The sequence below is a fragment of the Chitinophaga horti genome (genome assembly GCF_022867795.2).
Classification (GTDB): Bacteria; Bacteroidota; Bacteroidia; order Chitinophagales; family Chitinophagaceae; genus Chitinophaga; species Chitinophaga horti.
This window is the reverse complement of the sequence record NZ_CP107006.1, coordinates 4,892,979-4,916,741: the sequence shown is the minus strand read 5'-3', so window position 1 is coordinate 4,916,741 and position 23,763 is coordinate 4,892,979. Positions and strand designations below refer to the sequence as shown.

Annotated in this window: 20 protein-coding genes; 11 read left to right on the top strand and 9 right to left on the bottom strand. The window is 48.2% G+C overall.

Annotated features, from left to right (window positions below; translation table 11 throughout):
* Positions 1-17 precede the first annotated feature (17 nt).
* Positions 18-872, top strand: a complete 855-nt coding sequence (locus MKQ68_RS19735) for an NAD(P)-dependent oxidoreductase (protein WP_264280603.1) — start codon at positions 18-20, stop codon at positions 870-872.
* Between the two features lie 277 nt (positions 873-1,149).
* Here the strand turns inward: MKQ68_RS19735 and serC are convergent, their stop codons facing one another.
* The 3 genes from serC to MKQ68_RS19720 all read right to left on the bottom strand — a co-directional run bounded on the left by serC (position 1,150) and on the right by MKQ68_RS19720 (position 4,132).
* Positions 1,150-2,262, bottom strand: a complete 1,113-nt coding sequence (gene serC / locus MKQ68_RS19730) for a 3-phosphoserine/phosphohydroxythreonine transaminase (protein ID WP_264280602.1) — start codon at positions 2,260-2,262, stop codon at positions 1,150-1,152.
* Positions 2,263-2,381: 119 nt separating this feature from the next.
* Complete coding sequence (locus MKQ68_RS19725; protein WP_264280601.1) at positions 2,382-3,347, bottom strand: zinc dependent phospholipase C family protein; 966 nt, start codon at positions 3,345-3,347, stop codon at positions 2,382-2,384.
* Positions 3,348-3,499: 152 nt separating this feature from the next.
* Positions 3,500-4,132: a DUF502 domain-containing protein gene (locus MKQ68_RS19720; protein WP_264280600.1), complete on the bottom strand. Its 633-nt coding sequence runs from the start codon at positions 4,130-4,132 to the stop codon at positions 3,500-3,502.
* Between the two features lie 257 nt (positions 4,133-4,389).
* On the opposite strand from MKQ68_RS19720, the gene MKQ68_RS19715 reads away from it, so the two are divergent.
* The 8 genes from MKQ68_RS19715 to MKQ68_RS19680 all read left to right on the top strand — a co-directional run bounded on the left by MKQ68_RS19715 (position 4,390) and on the right by MKQ68_RS19680 (position 16,257).
* Positions 4,390-4,998 (top strand): TetR/AcrR family transcriptional regulator, encoded by a 609-nt coding sequence (locus MKQ68_RS19715; protein ID WP_264280599.1) that lies wholly within the window; start codon positions 4,390-4,392, stop codon positions 4,996-4,998.
* Between the two features lie 14 nt (positions 4,999-5,012).
* Positions 5,013-6,371, top strand: a complete 1,359-nt coding sequence (locus MKQ68_RS19710) for a TolC family protein (protein WP_264280598.1) — start codon at positions 5,013-5,015, stop codon at positions 6,369-6,371.
* Between the two features lie 42 nt (positions 6,372-6,413).
* Entirely contained in the window at positions 6,414-7,520 is a 1,107-nt protein-coding gene (locus MKQ68_RS19705; protein WP_264280597.1) for an efflux RND transporter periplasmic adaptor subunit, read from the top strand.
* A gap of 36 nt (positions 7,521-7,556) precedes the next feature.
* Positions 7,557-11,111: an efflux RND transporter permease subunit gene (locus tag MKQ68_RS19700; RefSeq protein ID WP_264280596.1), complete on the top strand. Its 3,555-nt coding sequence runs from the start codon at positions 7,557-7,559 to the stop codon at positions 11,109-11,111.
* A gap of 202 nt (positions 11,112-11,313) precedes the next feature.
* Entirely contained in the window at positions 11,314-12,396 is a 1,083-nt protein-coding gene (locus tag MKQ68_RS19695) for a type I restriction endonuclease (protein ID WP_264280595.1), read from the top strand.
* 198 nt (positions 12,397-12,594) lie between these two features.
* The gene (locus MKQ68_RS19690) at positions 12,595-13,383 is read left to right on the top strand and encodes a TIGR00266 family protein (RefSeq protein WP_264280594.1); all 789 of its coding nucleotides are present in this window, start codon (positions 12,595-12,597) and stop codon (positions 13,381-13,383) included.
* Between the two features lie 171 nt (positions 13,384-13,554).
* Positions 13,555-14,847, top strand: coding sequence for a kynureninase (gene kynU, locus MKQ68_RS19685; RefSeq protein WP_264280593.1), 1,293 nt, complete (start codon positions 13,555-13,557; stop codon positions 14,845-14,847).
* A gap of 9 nt (positions 14,848-14,856) precedes the next feature.
* Positions 14,857-16,257, top strand: coding sequence for a 2'-5' RNA ligase family protein (locus MKQ68_RS19680; protein ID WP_264280592.1), 1,401 nt, complete (start codon positions 14,857-14,859; stop codon positions 16,255-16,257).
* A 141-nt stretch (positions 16,258-16,398) separates the two neighbouring features.
* Here MKQ68_RS19680 and MKQ68_RS19675 read toward each other — a convergent pair whose 3' ends face one another.
* The gene (locus MKQ68_RS19675) at positions 16,399-16,716 is read right to left on the bottom strand and encodes a carboxypeptidase-like regulatory domain-containing protein (protein WP_244842508.1); all 318 of its coding nucleotides are present in this window, start codon (positions 16,714-16,716) and stop codon (positions 16,399-16,401) included.
* Positions 16,717-17,117: 401 nt separating this feature from the next.
* On the opposite strand from MKQ68_RS19675, the gene MKQ68_RS19670 reads away from it, so the two are divergent.
* Both MKQ68_RS19670 and MKQ68_RS19665 read left to right on the top strand, forming a co-directional pair.
* Entirely contained in the window at positions 17,118-18,968 is a 1,851-nt protein-coding gene (locus MKQ68_RS19670) for a 2-oxoacid:acceptor oxidoreductase subunit alpha (protein WP_264280591.1), read from the top strand.
* A gap of 107 nt (positions 18,969-19,075) precedes the next feature.
* On the top strand, positions 19,076-19,663 hold the full coding sequence (locus MKQ68_RS19665; RefSeq protein WP_264280590.1) for a DUF6134 family protein: 588 nt from the start codon (positions 19,076-19,078) through the stop codon (positions 19,661-19,663).
* On the opposite strand, the gene MKQ68_RS19660 is transcribed toward MKQ68_RS19665, so the two are convergent.
* The 5 genes from MKQ68_RS19660 to MKQ68_RS19640 form a co-directional block, all read right to left on the bottom strand.
* Complete coding sequence (locus MKQ68_RS19660; RefSeq protein ID WP_264280589.1) at positions 19,660-20,850, bottom strand: Gfo/Idh/MocA family protein; 1,191 nt, start codon at positions 20,848-20,850, stop codon at positions 19,660-19,662. The two genes, MKQ68_RS19665 and MKQ68_RS19660, sit on opposite strands and share 4 nt — an antisense overlap.
* A gap of 103 nt (positions 20,851-20,953) precedes the next feature.
* A complete protein-coding gene (locus MKQ68_RS19655; protein ID WP_264280588.1) occupies positions 20,954-22,174 on the bottom strand; it encodes a nucleoside permease in 1,221 nt (406 codons plus the stop codon).
* A 94-nt stretch (positions 22,175-22,268) separates the two neighbouring features.
* Complete coding sequence (gene nth, locus MKQ68_RS19650; RefSeq protein WP_264280587.1) at positions 22,269-22,937, bottom strand: endonuclease III; 669 nt, start codon at positions 22,935-22,937, stop codon at positions 22,269-22,271.
* Between the two features lie 95 nt (positions 22,938-23,032).
* Positions 23,033-23,233 carry a hypothetical protein gene (locus tag MKQ68_RS19645; RefSeq protein WP_264280586.1) on the bottom strand — a complete coding sequence of 67 codons (201 nt, stop codon included), beginning with the start codon at positions 23,231-23,233 and terminating at the stop codon, positions 23,033-23,035.
* A 186-nt stretch (positions 23,234-23,419) separates the two neighbouring features.
* On the bottom strand, positions 23,420-23,734 hold the full coding sequence (locus tag MKQ68_RS19640; RefSeq protein ID WP_264280585.1) for an FtsB family cell division protein: 315 nt from the start codon (positions 23,732-23,734) through the stop codon (positions 23,420-23,422).
* Positions 23,735-23,763: the final 29 nt, after the last annotated feature.

Genomic DNA, 23,763 nt, shown 5'->3' with positions numbered 1-23,763 from the left:
TCTAAAATTGATGATCGATGAAAGCATTTCTGGGTATGGGCCTGTTAGGCTCAAACTTCGTTAAGGCCATGTTGAAAAAAGGCGAAATGGTACAGGTCTGGAACCGCACCGCAGCCAGAGCCACGGCACTGGAGGCATTTGGCGCAAAGGTATTTACAGATGTTGCAGATGCAGTTCGCGGGGCGGATGTGGTGCACCTGGTAGTTAAGGATGATGCAGCTGTTGAGGAAGTATTGGAGGCTGCTTCTGCAGGGTTTGAGCCAGGCGCGGTTATTATTGATCATACGACGACCACCGCGGATGGCGCAGTGGCCAGAACGAAATATTGGAAAGAAAAAGGTTTTACCTATCTGCACGCACCCGTGTTTATGGGGCCGGCTAATGCCCTTGAAAGCACAGGCTTTATGTTAGTATCCGGCGACCAGGAAACAGTTGCCCGCCTGGAGCCACAGCTGGCAACGATGACCGGCAAGGTATTGAACTTTGGGCCGGAAGAAGGCCGTGCCGCGGCGATGAAGCTGCTCGGGAACGCCTTCCTGGTAACGCTCACTGCCGGACTGGCAGATACGCTTTCCCTGGCTAAAGCCATGGACGTTCCTTTGGACGATCTCTCCACGCTATTCCACTCCTGGAACCCCGGCACAATGTTGCATGCCCGTATGCAGCGTATGAGTAAGGGTACATACAGTGATCCTTCCTGGGAACTCAATATGGCCCGTAAGGACACAGGCTTGTTCATCAAGGCGGCTCAAGCTGCCGGCGCACCGCTGGCGGTTATCCCATCCATCGCTGCTGAAATGGATAAGTGGATTGCGCGTGGTCACGGTAGTGATGACTGGACGGTGATCGGGAAAGATGCCGTGACGCTTTAGTGCAGGATGGGCTGGCATTAAATGCATTTGCGCGGCTAACCTGTAATGAACACTATGCAGTGACGTATGAAGTTCGCTGAGGATACCTGACCTGTCATGAATATTGCGCAGTGATCCTCGCTGACTGATACCGATTCTATGAATGAAACATGATGTCTTGCCACCTAACAAAAATCCCCGGAGCAGCGGCCCCGGGGATTTTTATTTACTACCAATAAGTTGAGCACTATGTGCAAAGTGTCTGATGGTGTATCTTTAGCTTGCTTGCAAGTGCGGTTTAAGCTTTCTTCAGGCTGAAGTACTTCATCGCTTCTACCATTACTTCTACGCTTTCCAATGGCAAAGCGTTGTAAAGCGAAGCACGGTAACCGCCTGCCAGGCGATGGCCTTTAATGCCCACGATGTCTTCTTTCTTGCAGAACTTCAGGAACTCTTCTTCCAGCTCGGCTTTGTCGATGGTAAACGTTACGTTCATTTTACTGCGATCTTCCTTGTTTGGTACATTCGCACGGAACAAGGGGTTGTGATCGATTTCGTCGTACAGGAGGGCTGCTTTTTTGTTATTGATCTTTTCAATAGCAGCAACGCCACCCTGGTCGCGCAACCAGCGTAAAGTGAGCATAGAGATATATACAGAGAACACCGGAGGGGTATTCAGCATAGAACCATTTTCGATATGTAACCGGTAGTCGAGGATGGTCGGGATCTTACGGGTTACCTTGCCAAGTATGCTCTTGCGTACGGCCACCATGGTGGCGCCAGCGGCACCCATGTTTTTCTGTACACCGGCATAAATCAGGCTGAACTTGTTGAAGTCCATCTGGCGGCTCAGAATGTCACTGCTCATGTCTGCAACCAGGGGAACTTCTGTTTCCGGGATGCTGGACCATTGCGTGCCATATATGGTATTGTTGGTCGTAATGTGGAGGTAACGGGCCTGGGGAGGAACCGTGAACTGTTTGGGGATAAAGTTGTAGTTGTTGTCCTTCGAGCTGCCTGAAACATCTACGTAACCAAAAAGTTTGGCTTCTTTGATGCCCTTGTTAGACCACACGCCGGTATCTACATAAGAAGCGGTTTCGCCACTTTCAAGCAGGTTCATAGGAACTTGCATGAACTGGGTGCTTGCGCCACCATGCAGGAACAATACCTCGAAGTCGTCCTCCAGTTGCATCAGGCTTCTTACCAGGGAACGGGCTTCCTCCATCACAGCTGTGAAATGTTCCGTTCGATGGCCGATCTCCAGGATAGACATTCCTGTCCCCTCAAAGTCGATCAATGCTTTACTGGCTTTGTATAGAACCTCATTAGGTAATACCGAAGGACCAGCGTTAAAGTTGTGCACCTTCATGTTGCGATCTAGATTGAATACGTTGTTTGTATTTTCCACGTTCATGGTTTTTCGAAGGAATTTGGTAAAATAAATAACGGTATGGTTACCGGTAGGATGGTGGCTGAGGACAGGTTAAAAAGATAGAGTGACAAAGATAGCGCAACTTTTCATAATTCTTAGTGCTCCCTCCCAAATATTTTGCCCTGGCGGAATAGCCGGTCCAGCAAGGCCGCCTCTTTCTCCTCGTTTTCTGAAGATCCGCTACTGTTAATGGTTTGCAAAGGGGGCTGGCCCGCATTCGCCCATGCGGTATACCAGCAGCTGGCGACCGCGAGCATAGACGACCGCATCCGCCGTTCTACCATGTTGCCCATCTTTTTATTATATGTTTTCGTGTATTCACTCGCGTAATTTCGTACCAACAGGCCCTTCCGGTTCTCGTAGGCATACCGGGCATCCCGCGGCCAGGCTTCGCTGAGCCGCTTTTCCTCGCCCAGCACGGTGTCTACGGCGGCGGCACTTTCCCTGATGATGCGCCATATGAAGGCGCGGGGCTCGCGGATGTAGGTGGCCTGTCCCACCCAAAAGTCAAAATCCGTTTCCGCTACCAGTTCCGGAATGCGCGATTCCCACAAGCCATGGATGCCATGCTGCCCGGTAAACTGGCCGTTGTGATTGGAGCTGGTATGCAAGGGCACATGCGCATCGGCTACGTAGTGGCCCAGTTCGGCCGATAGCTTAAGTATCCGCGCCTGGTCCCGCGCGAGAAAGGCGCCCGTCAGGCGGTGGAGCATGGTCTCGAAATGCCAGGGCAGCACGCCGTGGCGCGACAAGCTATCTTCCCCAAACCGCTCCACGGCCCTCGGCCAGGGCACGGCCAGGCTGTCCCAGTACCGGCGATCGTAATGATCAAGGTCAATATAATGCCTTGGCCCCTCCTCCGGCAACATATACCGACGCTTGTCCGGATCAGTGGAATGTGTGACCAGATAGGTAAGATGCTGCTTGTAAAACACGATCATCTCCGGTGGAAGGGAGAATACTGCATGCCGGTTAATCTTTTCATGTCCGAAAAAGCCCCAGGCACTGGTCAACAGTAGTATGCACACGCATACAATGGCGTAAAGGAAACGGGTTAACATTGTTGATAGCCTGTTAATGGAAGGCCTGAGGCTAAGTTAATGCGTTAGTACACTGTCAACCAAATCAATTTACATGAAACTTTTGTTGGTTGTATATACACCGACTTGTTTAAAAAATAGGCAAAATACTATCAGTGATAATGATGGAGCGGCTAGTGCGCCGCATTTTTATGTGAATCGTGACCACCATGTTCTGTAATCGCCGTCACCCCACCTGATACGGCAAACTTCATCGCATCGCCGGGCGACATGTTCTCCAGCGGGCGTACTTTTTCCTTTCGCACCATAAATACTTTACCGGTAATCGCATAGGCATGCGGCACGTATACGGCCAGGTAGCCCTCCAGCCCGAGGTAGCTCATATCTTCCTGGGTAATAAATCCCATTTCCCACACATCTTCGCCGTAAACGTTCACCAGCACAGGATGATCAAATTTTTTCTTCTCACCCACGAAGGCATCAAAAACGTCTTTTACAGAAGTATAAATATATTTAATAAAGGGGGTACGCTCGATCATATGATCGAACATATCGATTAACCTGCCCACAATGAAGGAGGAACTGATGTAGCCCACTACCAGTACGAGTATCAGTATCAATATAAAACCTACTCCTTTATATTTCACGAACGCCAGGGGGGAATTGCTGTCGATCAGGTCGCGGGGTATAATATTATCTATCTTGTCAAAAGCCCAATACAACATAAAGCCCGTAATGCTGATAGGGGCCAGGATCAGTAAGCCCTGGAAAAAATAGCGCAAGATGCGCGAAAACAACTTTTTCATGCTAGTTTGAGCAGACATGGTATTAATATATTGTGTATAGTTAGCTGTAAATGTTCGCGTGTTGTGCCAAACCTGGCGATATTCGACGGTTTTTTCTCATCCGGCGTGCCCGGCCGTTATTTGCGCTGCAAAATTAGATTAATTCCCCCAGCTTCTCCAGTTATCAAATAAATCTAAAAAAATGCCATGGAAACTTTTGTGGTTTAAAAAGTTTCCATAGTTTTGTCCAGCGTTCGCAAAGCGTATAAAACTTACCCATGGAAGTACAAGAAAGAATCCTGGATACTGCTTTTAACCTGTTCCGCCAGTATGGCACACGCTCTGTTACTATGGACGATATTTCCGTCCGGATGGGTATTTCGAAAAAAACACTGTATGCGAACTTTGCGGATAAAGACGACCTGGTGCTGCATGTAATGAGCCGCCATCTTAAATTGATGGAAGATCAATGCGATACCGGCCGCCTGGAAGCTGCCAACGCCGTAGAAGAGTTGTTCTTAGTGATGAAGATGATAGACGAACGACTCAGGAACATGAACCCCGTAGCCATGCTTGACCTCCAGAAGTTCCATGCGCGCGCCTTCAAACTTTTTCAAGACCATCGTAATATTTACATTCTCGACCTGATCCATCAAAACCTGCAACGTGGCATACGCGAAGGATTTTATCGCCCGGACCTTGAACTCGACATCCTTAGCCGGTTCCGTACCGCCTGTGTGATGTTTTGCGTGCAACCGGATGTGTTTCCTATGCAAACGTATGATATGAGTAAAGTGCAAACGGTGTTGCTTGAACATTTTCTTTTTGGATTGGTTACCAGAGAAGGATATGAATTGATTGAAACTTATCGGAAACAAAGACCCTAATAAATACAGGATATATGCAACTACAACGGAAGCTCATCGGTTTACTGGGAGCTATGATGCCGCTGGCTGGTGTTTATGCGCAGCAACAGCCGCCGGCAACTAAAGACGTGCAACCGCTGTCCGTCCAGCAGGCAATTGATTACGCCCTCGCTAACAGGAACTCGATTAAAACCGCAAAGCTGGACGAACTGATCGCCCTGGCCCGCAATAAGGAAGTGAGCGGATTAGCGCTTCCGAACATTTCGGCCACCGGCACTTTCCAGGATAACCCGGTTATCCAGAAGCAATTGATCGACGCGTCCAACTTCAGTGACACTATTCCAAAAGGTACACTGGTGCCTTTCGCCTTTGGTTTGAAGTATAACGCGTTGGGACAAGTGAACGTGCAACAGGTACTGTTCGATCCCAGTGTAATGGTGGCCCTGCAGGCGCGTAAAACGCTCGAGGAACTGGCTAACAAAAGCGTGGTAAAGGCGGAAATAGATGTGAAGAGTGATGTGTACCAAAGCTATTACCAGGTGTTGTCCGCTCAAAAAGCCCACAAGTTCCTGTCAGAGAACATCAGCCGCCTCGATAAAATGCTTGGCGAAACACAGGAAATCTATAAAAACGGTCTGGCGGAAAAGCTGGATGTAGACAGGTTGACCGTACAGGTAACGAACCTCCGTACGGAAGAACGTAAACTCGCCAATACCATCGATGTAACGATCGCTACGCTGAAATACCAGATTGGTATGCCGCTCAACCAGCAGGTATTGCTCACCGACACACTGGATGTAAACCAGGTGAAAAACATCGGGGAGGATGGTTCCTTTTCTTACCAGAACCGCATCGAATATCAGTTGCTGGATGCACAAAAGCGTACCAACGAATACGATCTGAAACGTTATAAATTCGCGCATCTGCCCACGCTGGCAGCTTTTGGCAACTTCGGCGCCTCTCGTCAGTCGAACACGTTTAATTATTTTAAGAGTGAAATGTGGTATGGATATGTAGCCTGGGGCCTGAACTTAAACGTCCCGATCTTCAATGGTAACCAACGCCGCAGCCAGACTGACCAGGCTTTTCTTCGCCTGAAAAAATCGGAGACCGACCTGGATAATATCCGCCAGTCGATAGATCTCGAAAGACAAACTTCCGCTATCACTTTTAAGAACAATGTGTACACGCTGGACGCACAGGATAAAAACATGCAGCTGGCGCAGGAAGTACTGGAAAGTACCCGCATCAAATACCGGGAAGGAGTTGGTTCCAGCCTGGAAATGATTACGGCGGAAAACGATTTGCTGACGGCGCAGAGCAATTACTTCTCTGCATTGTACGAAGCCATCAGGGCTAAGATCGCTTACCTCAAAGCCAACGGAAAACTTTAATCGGAACAACACTATTAAAATCGCGCCTTAAAATCTATAGATATGATTAAAAGATATTTTTCTCTGCTGATGTTTACCGCTGTACTGGCTGCATGCGGCGGAGGTGAAGATAAAAGTGCAGAAAAGCTGCAAAAGCTGAAAAAAGAAAGAGCGGACCTGGACAAACAAATCGCCGATCTCGAAAAACAGACTAAAGATACCACCAACATCAAACAGAAAACGGTAACCGTAGCCACGGTGCAGGACACACTGTTTGAACATTACATCGACGTACAGGGTAGTGTAGATGCACGTGAGAACGTAGATGTAAGTGCGAAAAGCCCCGGCGTTATCACCAACATCTATGTGAAAGAAGGCCAGCGCGTAAGCAAAGGTCAAACCCTGGCACAGATCGACGACCAGGTGATGCGTTCCAACGTTGCCGAAGTAAAAACACAACTCGACCTGGCCAACATCGCGTTCGAAAAACAGCAACGCCTTTGGAATCAGAAGATCGGTACTGAAATGCAATACCTCACGGCTAAAAACCAAAAGGAAAGCCTGGAAAAAAGGATATCTACGCTGAACGATCAGTTGGCGCTAAACCGCATTGTATCGCCGATCTCTGGTACGGTAGACGCGGTGATCGCAAAGCTGGGCGACCAGGCGGCGCCAGGCGCTCCTTCTTTCCGCGTGGTGAATACGAGCAACCTGAAAGTGGTTGCCAATGTAGCGGAAAGCTATGCTGGCAGAGTAAAAACAGGTGACCCTGTTGTAATCGTGCTGCCGGATATCAATAAAGAAATCCGTACAAAAATCAGCTTCGCTTCCAAAGTGATCGATCCACTGAGCCGTACGATCAAGGTAGAAATTCCACTGGCTGCTGATGCCGCACTTCGTCCTAACATGATCGCGCAGTTGAAGATCGTTGACTACGTGGCGCCTAATGCCGTAGTGGTGCCAGTAGGCGTGCTGCAGTATTCCATGGGTAAACCTTACGTGATCACTGCCAAAAAGAGCAATGGCAAACTGGTAGCCGAGCGTAAAGATGTGGAACTGGGCCAGACTTATAATGATAAAGCAGAAATCAAAAGCGGTTTAAGTGCCGGCGAACAGATTGTGACCACTGGTTTCCAAGGGCTCAATAGTAACGACCTGATCAAACTGTAAGCACATCCGCGCAGCTCATCATTCTAAACAGATTTTATGAAAGATTCAAATAAAGAGTTTAAACTCACCAGTTGGGCGGTCGATAATAAGGTCAGCATTTATGTGGCCACGATCATCCTCTCACTGGCCGGTATTTTCGCTTACCAGGCGCTGCCGAAAGAGCAGTTCCCGGAGGTGGTGTTCCCGCAGTTCTACATCCAGACCGCCTACTTCGGTACTTCGCCGGAGGATATGGAAACATTAGTGACCAAGCCCATTGAAAAACAACTGGGCGGCATTTCCGGCGTGAAGGAGATCAAAAGTACCTCCATGCAGGACTTCTCCATCATCACGATCGAATTTAACACCGATGTTGATATAGAAACGGCCCGGCAGGAAGTCCGGGAAAAGGTGGACGATGCCAAAACCGACTTGCCGAACAACCTGGACCAGGAGCCACAGATCATGAAGGTGGACGTATCGCAGATCCCGATCATGAACGTGAACCTGTCCGGCGACTTCGACCTGCAATCACTTAAAAAGTATGCAGATGAAATGCAGGATCGCATAGAGGCGCTCACCGAAATTACCCGTGTAGATATCATTGGTGCGCTCGATCGTGAGATCCAGATTAACCTGGACAAATACAAGATGGATGCGGCTAAGATCAGCTTTGAAGACGTGGCGGGTGCCATTGCGAATGAGAACCGTACTGTGTCAGGCGGCCAGGTTACGCTTGATGGACAAAAACGTACGCTTAGTGTAAAAGGAGAGTATAAAGATCCGATCAAGATACAGAACATCGTGGTGCGTGGTTCTTCCGGTGCTGTAGTATACCTGAAGGACATTGCAGATGTGGTGGATGGTTTTAAAGAACAGGAAAGTTATGCACGCCTCGATGGTAAGAACGTAATCACGCTTAACGTAATTAAACAGAGCGGTAAAAACCTGATTGATGCATCGGATAAAATCCAGGCCATCAAAAAAGATATGGAGGAAAATTACTTCCCCAAAGGCCTGGAAGTAACGATTACTGCGGATCAGTCAGACTCTACCCGTATCACCCTGCATGATCTGATCAATACCATTATCATTGGTTTTATCCTGGTAACAGTGATCCTGATGTTCTTCATGGGTGCGGTGAACGCGATATTCGTGGCCTTGTCGGTGCCGATCTCGATGTTCATTGCGTTTATCGTGATGCAGATCGCGGGCATTACGCTAAACATGATGGTGCTGTTCTCGTTCCTGCTGGCATTAGGTATTGTGGTGGATGATGCGATTGTGGTAATTGAAAACGTACACCGTATTTTCTACGAGCGTAAGGATCTGGGTATCGTGAAAGCGGCGAAGATGGCTGCCGGAGAGGTATTCCTGCCGGTATTCTCAGGTACGCTTACCGTATTGGCGCCATTCGTGCCACTCCTGTTCTGGCCCGGCGTAATCGGTGAGTTTATGAAATACCTGCCGATCACATTGATCACGACGTTGATCGCATCGCTGGTCGTGGCCTATATTATCAACCCGGTATTTGCGGTTGACTTTATGGATCGCCACGAAGGTGAAAATCATCCCAAGCCGCGTTTCGACCGCAAGTTCGCGATCGTTTCCATCGCATTTGCGTTAGCCGCGCTGATCGGTTATGGTATTGGCTTTGGCGTAGGTAACTTTATCGTGGTGATGTACCTGCTCGTATTGCTGGAAAGGTTCTGGCTGGGCGGCGTTGCCCGCAAGTTCCAGCACGATTCATGGCCAAGGGTGCAAAACTGGTATAAACGACAGGTGGAAAGGAGTCTTGTAGGCTGGCGTCCGGTGAAAATATTGTTGCTGACATTCGGCCTGCTCGTGTTCAGTATCATACTCACGATGGTGCGTAGCCCAAAAGTGGTATTCTTCCCGCAGGCAGATCCGAACTTTATTTATGCTTACCTCGAGTTGCCTAATGGTACCGATCAGCAATACACCGACTCTATCACCGGGATCGTTGAAAAACGTATTGTAGGGGTAGTGGGTAAAGATAATCCACTGGTTAAATCCATCATCTCCAACGTAGCCGTAGGTGCGGGAGATCCCAGCCAGATGGATCAGAGCGTGCAGCCGCATAAAGGTAAAGTAACGGTGGCATTCGTAGAGTTTGGCCAGCGTAACGGCGCATCTACCGTTGAATATTTAGATAAGATTCGTGCAGCGGTGAAAGGTATTCCTGGTGCAGACATCACCGTGGAACAAGAACAGGGCGGTCCTCCAACAGGTAAGCCGATCAACATAGAAATTTCAGGTGATGAGTTTGAAACGCTGACGGGTACAGCCGATCGCCTAAAACGTTACCTCGATTCGCTCGCCATTGGTGGTGTGGAAGAACTGCGCAGCGACTTCCAGGCGAATAAACCGGAAGTAATCGTGGAGATAGACCGCGAGCGTGCTAACCGTGAAGGCATATCTACCTACGCCATTGGTGGTGCATTAAGGAGCGCCCTGTATGGCCTGGAAGTGTCGAAGTTCCGCGATCCGGAAGATGACTACCCGATCATGGTGCGTTTCAAAGAAGATCAGCGTAACAACATTAATATGCTGCTCAACATGAACATTACTTACCGCGATATGAACATGGGCGGCCAGATCCGCCAGGTGCCATTGTCATCGGTAGCGAATGTTCGTTACAGCAATACTTACGCAGGCATCAAACGCATCGACCAGAAACGTGTGATTACTTTGTACTCGAACGTATTGTCTGATTACAATGCGAACGAAGTAGTACAAAACATACAAACCGCCATCAACGAATTTGGTCAGCAAGACGGTATCGCCATTAAGATGACCGGTGAGCAGGAAGACCAGATGGAAACAATGAACTTCCTGGTGGTGGCACTTATAAGCGCAGTAGGTTTGATGATGATGATCATGGTGATCCAGTTTAACTCAATGGGCCGTGCGCTCCTGATTTTGCTGGAAGTATTCTTTAGTATCATCGGCGTATTCCTCGGTTTCTCCACCTTTGGTATGGACATCTCCATCGTAATGACCGGTGTGGGTATCATGGCACTGGCTGGTCTGGTGGTACGTAACGGTATCGTACTGGTTGAGTTCATCGATCTGCTCGTAATGCAGGGCACTCCGGTACACGAAGCCGTAGTAGAAGCCGGCCGCACCCGTATGACCCCGGTGTTACTCACCGCGATCGCTGCTATCCTTGGCTTGATCCCGCTGGCAGTAGGTTTGAACATCGACTTCGCCAAGCTGTTCTCCACCGGCAACCCACATATTTACTTTGGGGGTGATAACGTGGCCTTCTGGGGACCGCTTGCCTGGACCATGGTGTTCGGTTTGATCTTCGCGACCTTCCTTACCCTGATCCTGGTACCGAGCATGTATTATATGAACAAACGCGTGATCGACATCCTGGACGTGTACGGCTGGCCACGCGGACTGAAATACGTACCCTTCCTCCCGTTAATCCTGAAGTTGTTCTCCAAGAAAACAACCATCCAGAAACTGCACGATCCGAACTATCAGTCGGAGAAACCGTACAATTTCTTTAACGGAGAGGCGCACAATGAAGATAAGTCACATGCAAAGTCTGCCAAAGGCGTGCACGTGGAGTATAATAACTAGTTGTTTTTTTTAATAAAGCAAACAGTGTAACAGTTGTAGGTTTAACAGATCGCCGTCCTGATTCTTCAGGACGGCTTTTTTATGTTAAAACGATGTTAATTGAGCGTTTCCTGTGTTTTCTAATTGAGTGGAAATATGTAGGTTGTTCTTCTTTTAAGAAATTAATTAATCCCATTCCTGTATCCCGTAAAAATATCCCGTTATGGACTTCAAAGATGTTATTAGGCAATTAGGAGAGCGCGCGCTAAAAATCAAAGACGCTGTGCTTACAGAAGAAGCCACAAAAAACGCATTCATCATGCCCTTTATTCAGGCCCTCGGGTATGATGTATTTAATCCTGCAGAAGTTACTCCTGAATTTGTCGCCGATTTAGGAATTAAGCAAGGTGAAAAGGTTGACTACGCAGTGTTTAAAGACCAGAAGCTGATTATGCTTATAGAATGCAAATGGCATCGCCATGCCCTGGACGTGTTCAACTCACAACTGTTTAGATATTTTCATACGACCAATGCGAAGTTCGGCTTGTTGACAAATGGTTTCGAGTATCGTTTCTATACAGATTTGCAAGAACCAAATAAGATGGATGAAAAGCCTTTCTTCACATTCAATATTACCGATATCCGCGACAACCAGATAGAGGAACTTAAAAAATTCCACAAGGCCTATTATGATCTGGAAACTATCGTTACCACGGCAAGCGAGCTTAAGTACACTAATGAATTAAGAGCACTAATTCACGCGGAGCTAAATAACCCTTCGGAGAACTTTGTGCGGCACTTTGCCCGCCAAATTTATGGCGGCGTACTCACCGCTAAAGTCACGGATCAATTTAGCCAGCTTACCAAGAAGTCAGTTCAACATTATATTAATGACCTTATCACGGATCGCCTGAAAACTGCGCTCACCTCCGAGACGCCGGGTCCGGCCCCTACGGGTGATGGTGAACTGGTTGCGGAGATTAAAGACGCCAAGGTTGTGACTACAGCGGAGGAGCTTGAGGCGTTTTATATCATTAAGTCTATTCTCCGGCATAAAATTGATGGGGAGCGCATCGTTTACCGGGATGCCCAATCCTATTTCGCAGTGCTGCTGGATGATAATAATCGTAAGACAATTTGCAGATTATACCTATCCGGTAGTAAAAAACATATTGGTCTGATGGATGAGAATAAGAAAGAAACGAAGCATGAGATTCGGAAAATAGACGATATATACAAATTAGATGTTTCATTAACTAAAGCTATTGATCGGTTTGAGGCATCAGTGGGTCAGGCAGAGGTGTAAGAGTCATAAAACCGGCTTCAATCAAGCCCGTTAAGAGTTACATCAACTGCCAGAGGTTGGGCGTTGATGTAGCTTGTGACCAATTGCTTCCCTTTCTCACAGTTACAACATATATTATTATTTATAAAAGGTAACAATGGAAATCTACCTTTTACGTATCTTGCCCCTCGCAATTGAAAAATCTATAAACCCGACCTTATGCCGCAAAACCACGAAATTGATTATCGCATCTTCGGGGAAGAAATGCAAATCGTTGAAATTGAATTAGATCCGCAGGAAACCGTGATCGCAGAGAGTGGTAGTTTCATGATGATGGACCAGGAAATCCAGATGACAACCATGTTTGGTGACGGTTCACAGGCTAACCAGGGCTTTTTCGGGAAGCTAATGAGCGCCGGTAAAAGGCTGCTGACGGGCGAAAGTTTATTTATCACTGCATTTACTAATGCCGGCTACGGCAAAAAGAAGGTGAGCTTTGCTTCCCCTTATCCGGGTAAAATCATTCCGATGGACCTGTCCCTGCTGGGGAACAAGGTAATTTGCCAGAAGGATGCGTTTCTCTGCGCTGCTAAAGGAGTGGCCGTGGGTATCGAGTTTCAGCGTAAGCTGGGTACCGGTATTTTCGGTGGCGAGGGTTTCATTATGCAGAAGCTGGAGGGTGACGGTCTGGCCTTTGTGCACGCAGGTGGCATGGTGGTTGAAAGAGAACTGGCCCCCGGCGAGGTATTGAAGTTGGATACCGGTTGTTTGGTGGCTTATACACAAAACATCGATTTTGACATAGAGTTTGTAAGAGGAGTAAAGAATATGGTTTTTGGTGGCGAAGGGTTGTTCTTTGCCGTGCTGAGAGGCCCCGGAAAGATATGGGTACAGTCATTGCCGATCAGCCGTTTGGCGAGCAGAGTATTAGCTTATGGTTCGCCGGGCGGTCGTAAAGAAGAGGGCAGCATACTGGGCGGGCTGGGCAATCTGCTGGATGGGGACTGATAAAAATTAGCTTTGATTATTGAATAATTAGCTTATCTTTATTGGAGCAGGCGAATGTTAACCTGATTCGAAAAGATGAAAAACCAACCTGCCATATAATACGTTAGGAGTAATAATACACACATATAAGTTTAAGATAAGAGCGTACACCGGCAATAGGAAACCGGTTACATGATTTTTAAGAGAGATATGCAATCATTTGAAGCATCAATAGCATACGCCAGGCAACAAGACGAGCAGGATGAGTTGAGAGGGTTTCGGAATGAGTTCTTCTTCCCGCAGTATAATGGAAAAGACGCAATTTATTTTTGCGGAAATTCGCTGGGGTTGCAACCCAAAGGGGTTCAGGCGGCTATAGAACAGGAACTGGCCGATTGGCGGCAAGTAGCGGTAGAGGGATATTGGAAAGCAAAAAATCCCTGGTTATTCTACCATCAACAATTTAGTAAGACATTAGGAAATATAGTAGGCGCGAAGGAAACCGAGGTATCAGTTATGAATACCCTTACCGTGAACCTTCACCTTATGATGACCAGCTTCTACAGGCCTACCGAAACAAGGTACAAGATCTTGGTAGAAAAAGGGGCCTTCCCAAGTGATCAGTATGCGGTGGAAACCCAGGCGAGGCATCATGGCCTTAATCCGGACAGTACAATTGTCGAGATTTCGCCCCGTACGGGAGAAAGTATCCTGAGAACGGAGGATATTTTGCAAATTATTAACGAACAGAATACTAGTATTGCGTTAATATTGCTGGGAGGAATACATTATTACACCGGTCAATTAATGGATATGCAGTCGATTACGACTGCAGCACATAAAGTTGGTGCAATAGCAGGTTTTGACCTGGCGCACGTAGTTGGTAATGTTCCACTAAAGTTACATGAATGGGAAGTGGACTTTGCTGTATGGTGTTCTTATAAGTATCTGAATGGAGGTCCGGGTGCCGTTGGCGGCGCCTTTGTACACGAAAAACACGCGTCGGACAAAAACTATCCACGGTTTGGCGGTTGGTGGGGCACAGAAGAAAGCACTCGCTTCCGCATGGAAAAAGGATTTATCCCTAAAGCCGAAGCCTCAGGATGGCAGCAAAGCACTGCCCAGGTATTCAATATGGTAGCGTTAAAAGCTTCGCTGGAATTGTTTAATGCAGCAGGTATTAACAGGTTACGGGAAAAGAGCATCAGGTTAACCAACTACCTCGAATTTCTCCTGGAACAAATTAAAGGAATAGACTTAGAAATAATTACACCTAAAAATTGTAATGAAAGAGGTGCCCAGTTATCCTTGCTCTTTAAAGAAAAAGGAAAAGAGATCCATCAACGGATGACCGAGGCCGGTATCGTAGTCGACTGGAGAGAGCCCGGTGTCATACGGGTATCGCCGGCACCTATGTATAACTCTTATGAAGATGTCTTTCATTTTTATGAAATCGTCGAAAAAATTGCTTCAAAACGTTTTTAATCAAGTAAGATGAACTTTGAGAGAAATGAACGCCCCCGAAAGTATTCTCCTGATTCCAACAGAGAGCAAGAACCCAACCAAAACCGGGAAGGTGGCTTTAACAGTCAATCCGATTTTAACAAGGATGGTGACCGCGGTTTTAACCGGGGCGAAAGAGATGTAAACCGTTTCAACAATGATCGTGACCGCGACGGCGGTTATGGACGCGATCGGGACGGTGGCGGCGGCGGATATCGTCCGCGCGACAATAATGGTGGTGGTTACGGCGGCGGCCGTGACGGTGGCGGCTACAGCGGCGGCGGCGGTGGTTACCGCGATCGCGATGGTGGCGGCGGCTATGGTGGTGGCGGTGGATTCCGCGACCGCGATGGTGGCGGCGGCTATGGCGGCGGCAACCGCGAAGGCGGCGGTGGCTACGGTAACCGTGAAGGCGGTGGTGGCTACGGCAACCGCGAAGGCGGTGGCGGCGGATTCCGCGATCGCGATGGCGGCTACGGCGGCGGCGGTGGATTCCGCGATCGTGACGGCGGTGGTGGCTATGGCGGCGGTGGAAACCGCGGCGGTGGCGGCTACGGCGGCGGTGGTGGATACCGTGATCGTGACGGAGGCGGTGGCTATGGCGGCGGTGGTAATCGCGGCGGTGGTGGCTACGGCGGCGGCGGCAATCGCGGCGGTGGCGGCTATGGTGGCAATAACCGCGGTGGCGGTGGTTACGGCGGCGGTGGAAATCGCGGTGGTGGCGGTTACGGCGGTGGAAACCGTGGCGGTGGCGGCTATGGCGGTGGTAATCGCGGCGGCGGTGGCGGCTTTCAACGCAGACCAGGCGGCTTTGGCGGTCCCCGTGAACCAAGAGTCGATAACAAGATTTACTTTATCGCCCTGCTCCCAACTGCAGAAGTAGGTAAAGAGATCATCAAAATAAAACAGGAATTTGCTGAGAACTATGGTCCGATGTACGCGCTGAAAGTACTGCCGCACATCACGCTCCAGGTTCCTTTCACAGCCGATCCGGCCCTCGAAAGATCCTTCTGCGACGAACTCACAGAGTTCGCTAAAACACAGGCGCCTTTCGAAGTAAGCCTCAATGGCTTCGGTACTTTCCCGAACAAACAAAACCGTGTACTCTTCATCAATGTTGAGAAAAGCGAAACCATGAGCGCTATGCATCGTCAGCTGATCAACTTCCTGCGTAAGGAATTTGGCTTCAGCACCATGCTCGCACGCACCGGCTTCACTCCACACGTAACCGTGGCCTTCAAAGACCTCGACGACGAACAGTTCGAAAAGGCTTGGCCCGAATACGAAAACAAAGAGTACCAGGCTACTTTCAAAGTAAGCAACCTGTACTTCCTCCGTCACAACGGTAAATCATGGGAAGTACTGCAGAAATGCAAACTTGGCGGCGCTTAATCAGCCTTCGCCCAAAAATAATAAGGCACCACAGTCGTTCAGGCTGTGGTGCTTTTTTTATGCGCTATTTTAATCAACAAAAAAGTAAAGCCGGCCATGCTTTAGCATGTGCCGGCTTTGATTAACCCCTATGAAAACCAACTATTGCTCTAATTTAATATCGCCAAGGTCGGTGGCTTTACCGTCTTCTACTTTCACATCAGTGATCGTAGCATCTTTGTACGGATCTTTACCATCTACTATAATAGTATAGGTGCCGGCTTTAGCGTTGGAGAATGAAAATGCTCCATCAGAAATGGCTGCCTTCAGCGTGTCAGCGCCAGCAACAGCCCAGGCTTCGGTTGCACCGTCGGCTGGTGTTACTTTACCGGAAATAGCACCACCATCAAAGCTTTTAAATGCAAACGCACCAAATGCAACGGCGGCTATCGCTAACATGCTCAGTTTTGTCCTTTTCATAGCATACAATTTTAAATGGTTTACGAATAAAGAATGGTTAAGTATATATGGTTAAAATGAATGACTTAGTTAGGTTTTCGCATCGTCTGCTATCATCTCATGTAACAAGGATAAAACAACTACCATGCCCCATAACTGCCAGATTATCTGTTCAAAAAGCATTTAACATTTCTTTACACAAGCTTTAACATAACCCATCCCCGTTTTATGATTTCCGCTTTTGATTACTACTTGGACCAGTAATTAAATATATTGCACCCTCGATTACGCGCGGAACAAAGTGAGAAAAGTCTACCATATTTGTGTACTTTTGGTCACGAAATCGCTAATATTCGACGGGCTTCGCCAAAAACTAAAGGCGATTGACTAATTTTACATTTAAATACTAGAACAGATCTGAAATGTCAAATACATCCATACAACAGGTAGAAGACGTTGTAATCAAATTTGCAGGCGATAGTGGTGATGGTATGCAGTTGACTGGTAGCCAGTTTTCGAATAATACAGCACTCGTTGGAAACGACCTGAGTACGTTTCCCGACTTCCCTGCAGAGATACGCGCCCCGCAAGGTACACTTGCCGGTGTGAGCGGATTCCAGCTGCACTTCTCCTCTAACCGCATATTTACGCCGGGAGACGCCTGCGACGTATTAGTGGCCATGAACGCAGCTGCTCTTAAGGCTAATCTTAAAGGCTTAAAAAAGGGCGGCATTATCATCGCGAACACCGATGGCTTCGATTCTAAGAACCTGCGTCTCGCTAATTATCCCGATGGTGTTAATCCGTTGGAAGACGATTCGCTGAAGGCTTACGAGCTGCATACGATCGACGTTACCAAACTTACCCGCGAAGCCCTGAAGGAAACTACTTTGGGCATGAAGGAAAAAGACCGTGCGAAAAACATGTTCGTGCTCGGCTTTATCTACTGGCTGTACAACCGTAATATGGAAAGTACAGAAAACTTTCTCCGCGATAAATTCGGTAAGAAACCAGAGATACTGGAAAGTAACCTGAAGGTGCTGCACGCCGGTTATAACTTTGGCGATACGGTAGAAGCTTTTACTACGCGTTACGTCGTAGAAAAGGCGCGCATGGAGGCTGGTACCTACCGCAGCATTACCGGTAACACGGCGCTGTCATACGGCCTCATCGCCGCGGCGCAAAAAGCCAAGTTGCCTATCTTCCTCGGTACTTATCCCATCACGCCGGCATCCGACATCCTGCACGAACTGAGCCGCTATAAAAACTTCGGCGTGCGTACGTTCCAGGCGGAAGACGAAATTGCCGGTATTACTTCCGCGATCGGTGCGTCTTATGGTGGCCATATTGGTATTACTACGACCTCTGGTCCGGGTATGGCGCTGAAAGGAGAAGCAATGGGCCTGGCAACGATGCTTGAAATTCCTTTGGTGATCGTAGATATTCAACGTGGCGGCCCGTCCACCGGTTTGCCTACTAAAACAGAACAATCGGACCTGCTGCAGGCTTACTACGGCAGGAACGGCGAGTGCCCGATGCCTGTCATCTCCGCCTCTACGCCCTCTGACTGTTTCGAAGTGGCTTTTGAAGCGGTGCGCCTTGCACTGAAACATATGACGCCAGTGATCTTGCTGAGCGACGGTTATATCGCGAATGGCGCCGAACCATGGCGCTTCCCGAAAAGTGCCGATCTGCCGGAGATCCCGGTTACATTCAAAACGGGTCTCGAAGAAGGAGAGGAACACTTCTATCCCTACGAGCGTGATGAAAACCTGGTACGTCCATGGGCGGTACCCGGCACACCCGGACTCGAACACCGTATCGGTGGTCTTGAAAAACAAAATATTACCGGTAACGTAAGTTATGATCCTGAGAACCACCAGTTGATGGTGAAGATCCGCCAGGAGAAAGTAGACCGCATCGCCGATCATATTCCTTTGCAGAAAATAGAGCTGGGTCCTGAAAAAGGTAAGGTGCTCGTGTTAGGCTGGGGTTCCACTTATGGTGCGATCAAAAGTGCCGTACTGGAACTGCTCGACGAAGGTCATGAGGTAGCACACGCACACCTTCGTCACCTGCGTCCGTTTCCGAAAAACCTCGCAGAGATCCTGCATAGCTACGACCAGGTGCTGATCCCGGAAATCAATAACGGTCAACTGATCCGTATTATCCGCGACGAGTTCCTCATCAATGCGCAAGGTTATAATAAGATTATGGGCGTGCCGATCACGAAAAGTGAGCTGGTGATCCGTATCAAAGAAATGCTGGCCTAACCGTCAACGAAATATATCATGGAAAGATCCTGCTCGTTTTCGGGCAGGATTTTTTTCGTACATTGATGATCATAAGCGCCTTTTAAACCTGCAATGATTTTTAACGCATGAATAAGATGATCCTGCTCAAAACCCTTTTCTGTTTCCTGTTGCCACTGGTCGCAGGCGCACAATCTTTTAAGTACGAGGTACTCTTCAACAACAAAGTGGTGGGCGATATCAAGGTGAACCAACGTGTAAATGGGACCAACCGCTCCGTTACGCTGGAGAGCCGCGTAAAAATCAAATTAATTGCCAGTATCAGCGTCGATACGGACATCGCGAATGAATACGAAGGGAATGTGCTGGTGAAGGCAAAAGCGGTGCGATTGGGAAACGATAGCAAAGAAACGACTACGCAGAAGCAGGCAAATGACTATAAAGTCGTTCGTCAGGGCAAAGCCGCCACGTTACCCGAGGCGAAAATCATTTATGCCGTAACCGATTTGTATATTACCGAACCTAAGACCGCGAAATTCGTTTACTCCGAAACACTGGGTAAGCTACTGCCGGTACGGCCATTAGGTCAGGAGAAATATGAAATATCTATGCCCGACGGCAAGAAGAATATTTACCGCTACTCGGGAGGAAAGCTTGCCGAAGCCGAGGTAAACCACGTCATCGGCAAGGCGATCTTCCGCAGAGTGGAAGGCTAGATAGTCTGCTCGACGATCTGCCCGGTTTTCTTATCTTTTAAGATGAGTTTTTTAGCGCCGTAGTGCGTCGTCTCTTCTTTGATCAGGTAATATTGTTCGTTGTAATCCGTTTGCGGGCGCATCTTCTCCACACCTTCCTGTCCGCGCCATACATCCAGTTTTACAGGCTCCCATTGCTTGCTCGCAGCCGATCTGTAGGCGGCGTCCAAAACCGCGTTTACCACGTATCCGTCGTAGAAAGATTCTGCCGGCTCACGGCCTTCTTCCATCGCACGGAACATATCCGCAAACATATGATTGTAGCCCAGTTCGTTCAGTTCATCACCTACGGGGAATAACCAACCGGTGTTGCTTTCTGCCTTCTCTGCTACATACTCGGCGCCTTTGCCGGTAGTAAACATATCAAAACCAGTACGCAGGAAACTGTTTAACCAGATTGTGCCCTCGGAACCCATCACTTCATCGCGCAGATCGAGGCCGCCGCGGAAAGTCCAGCTTACTTCAAACTGACCGATGGCGCCGTTCTCGTATTTAACTAAGCCGATCGCATGATCTTCCGCATCGATAGGTTTTACCTGGGTATCGGCCCAGCACATTACTTCTACCGGTTTGATGTCTTTGCCGATAAAACTGCGCGCGATTTCCACACAATGACAGCCAAGGTCGAGAATACAGCCACCGCCTGCCTGCTCCTTATCCCAAAACCATTCGCTGTGGGGGCCAGGATGTGTTTCACGGCTTTTTGCCCACAGGATGCGGCCTAAAGCGCCGCTCTTCACGCTTTGCAGGGCTTTCAGGAACTTCGGTGTATACACCAGGTCTTCCAGGTAACCGTGGAAGATGCCGGCCTTTTCTACGGCTTCTAACATACGTTTAGCCTCTTCTGCATTACGCCCCAAAGGTTTGGTGCAGATCACTGCTTTTTTGTGTTTACAGCAAAGGTTAACGGCCGCTTCGTGCAGGTTGTTGGGCAGCGAGATACATACAACGGTTACATCCGGATGTGCGATCGAGGTTTCCATGTCGGTGGTCCAATGATCTACCTGGTAGTCTTCCGCGAACTTTTTAGCGCTTTCTTCGCGGCGGGAATAGATGCTTACAATTTTGTCGCGGCTCCGCTGTCCCTGCAGCGAATCAGCGTAAAAACGGCCTATGAAGCCCGAGCCTAACATGGCAATACGTTGCATAGTATTTATTTTGACGTGGTGAAATAGTACAAATAAAAACTCCGCAGCAAAAGGCCGGTTGGTACAGGGCAATCACTGCGGAGTGGTATATAAAAGCGGAAGTTTACGCCGCCTGTTTTTTAGTGTCGCGGAACAGCAAGGTGAATAAGATGGCCACAACAAGCGCAATGCCTGCAGGTATCATCCAGATCATCTGCCATTTGTTAGCCGCCTCTTTGTAAGTATCGCTGATAATACCTGCGATCCAGAACCCGATGAGCATGCCTACACCATAGGTGGCCAGCGTTACCAGGCCCTGTGCAGCACTTTTATATTGTTCGCCCGCCTGCTGATCGGTATAGATCTGGCCGGAAACGAAGAAGAAGTCATAACAGATACCGTGTAAAGCAATACCGAGAATGAGCATAAACGCCAGTTCGCCGGAGTTGCCATAAGCAAACAGGGTGTAACGTACCGCCCAGGCCAGCATACCCACCAGAATCGTTTTCTTGAAGCCGAAACGCTTAAAGAAAACAGGTAAAGCGAGGATGAACAGTGCTTCGGATATCTGGCCAATAGCCATTTTACCAGTCACATTGGGCAAACCGGTTTCCTCGAGGAAAGGGTGCGCGTTCTGGTAGTAGAAAGCCAACGGAATACAGATCAGGATGGCGGATACGAAGAAGATCAGGAAGTTCCTGTTCGCGAGCAGTTTGATAGCATCCAGGCCAAGCAGGGAAGCAATGCTGTCGTTCTTTTTCCCGTCTTTGATCGGTGGTGTTTTGGGGAGGGTAAAGCTGTACAGGCCCAGGATCAATGATGCGATACCGGCCATGGCAAAGGTGTTTTTCAATGCACCGGCTCTGATTGCTTCTTCTGAATCCCAATGGAACAGGTAGCTGATAGAAAGACCTGCAAGGATCCAACCAACGGTGCCCCATACACGAATATTGGAAAACTCTTTCTCCGGATCTTTCATCTGGCGGAAAGAAACAGAGTTAACAAGCGCTAGTGTTGGCATGTAGCCTACCATGTATCCAAATACATAAGGATAAAAAGTAGCTACGCTTTCAGATTTGTACATCATGAACATCAGCGCAGCACCTATCAGGTGAAGGATGCCCAGAATCCTTTCTGCATTGAAATATTTATCCGCGATCAAACCAATAATGAAAGGAGCGATGATCGCACCATATGATTGGGTCGAAAACACACTGGCCGATTCCAAACCGGTTGCTGCCAGGTTCTTGCCTAAAAATGTACCTAATGTAACGAACCACGCGCCCCAGATAAAAAACTCCAGGAACATCATAAACGACAACTGTATTCTCGTAATTGACTTCATAACGATATTTAGACTTTATTGCTTTTAACGGAAAAGATAAGTAAAATCTTTTCGAAAATCCCAATAACAGGGAGGATCGGTTATATTTTTAATATCAGTACTTCGGTAAACTCAGCTGGTTTCCGCGGATGATTGATTGGTAGTATTTACAAACCGGTCTCAACCCGCACTCCTCACATTTCGGACTGCGCGCCAGGCATATGTAGCGACCGTGCAGTATCAGCCAGTGATGCGCCACATGCACTTTCTCTTTCGGAATATATTTGAGCAGCTGCATTTCTGTTTGTAACGGCGTAGTTGCGTTCGTGGTCAGACCAAGCCTGGCCGATACGCGGAATACGTGGGTGTCCACCGCCATGTTGGGTTGATGATGCACCACGGATGTGATAACGTTTGCCGTTTTGCGCCCAACGCCCGGGAGTTTTACCAGCTCTGGTACGGTTGACGGAATCTCTCCGCCAAAGTCATCGACCACCATGTTGGCCATGCCGATCAGGTGTTTGGTTTTATTATTCGGATAAGATATGCTCCTGACGAGTGGAAAGAGATCGTCGAACGTGGCTTTGCTGAGTGAATATACATCCGGGTACTGGTCAAAAATGGCCGGTGTGGTCATGTTCACCCGTTTGTCGGTGCATTGGGCCGAGAGTATAACGGCAACGAGTAATTGATAAGGATTATCGTATATCAGTTCCGTTTCAGCATTCGGAGCATGTTGCTCGAAATAGCTGATTACATACGCGAAACGTTCTTTTTTGGTCATGCCGTAAATATAGCGCGAAAACCGCATACTACGGACAGGCGCGAACGTGCGCAATAGTTGTGTGAATAGTTACCGTAAACAATTAACGGGAACGCCTATTTCTTCTTTGCGTATTCGAAGATGGCGTCTAAGGTGCTGGTGCGCGGTGCATACTGGATCGTTTTCAGTGACTCCGCGGTGATGGCGATCAATGCTTTTTCTTCACGTTGCATTTTCTTCATCTCATTCATATGCCTGTTTTTTTTGTCGGTAGTAGCGTGTGAAGTTATAAAAAGTGGTAGTGTAGAATTGCTCATGCAAATACTGTTTTTGGTTAAATGGCCTGATGTTTTAATAAGCTAACGTGTAAATAACGTGGAACAGGACTAACGTATTGTCAAATTAGACCAAAAAATTCGCTTTTGCAAGATAAAAGGATGGATGGCGCTGGCGGCCGGTTGTGGGGAAGGATAAGCGGAACGGATTGATTTACAGGGTGTAGCCTAGTCTTCTTTAGGCTTTTCGGGCATAATAAGAAACACGTCTTCGTTGTCTTTCTTCATTTTATACTGCTCGCGGGCGAATTTTTCCAGCTTTTCCATGCTGGAGAGCAGTTCCTGGCTTTCTTTGCGGGTAGCGTCGTTGTTCTCGCGGTAAAACTCTTTTTGCGCCTCCATCTTGTTTACCTCTGCCGTAAGCTCATACTGTGAAAGCATATTGTTACGGTCGAGGAAGGCCAGCCACAGAATAAATGCCGCAGTGGTCACAACATATTTGTTGCGGACAAGTGCTGGTATTTTAAATGGCTGTTTAAACATGAAGGGCAGATTTTAAAAACCGGGAGCCT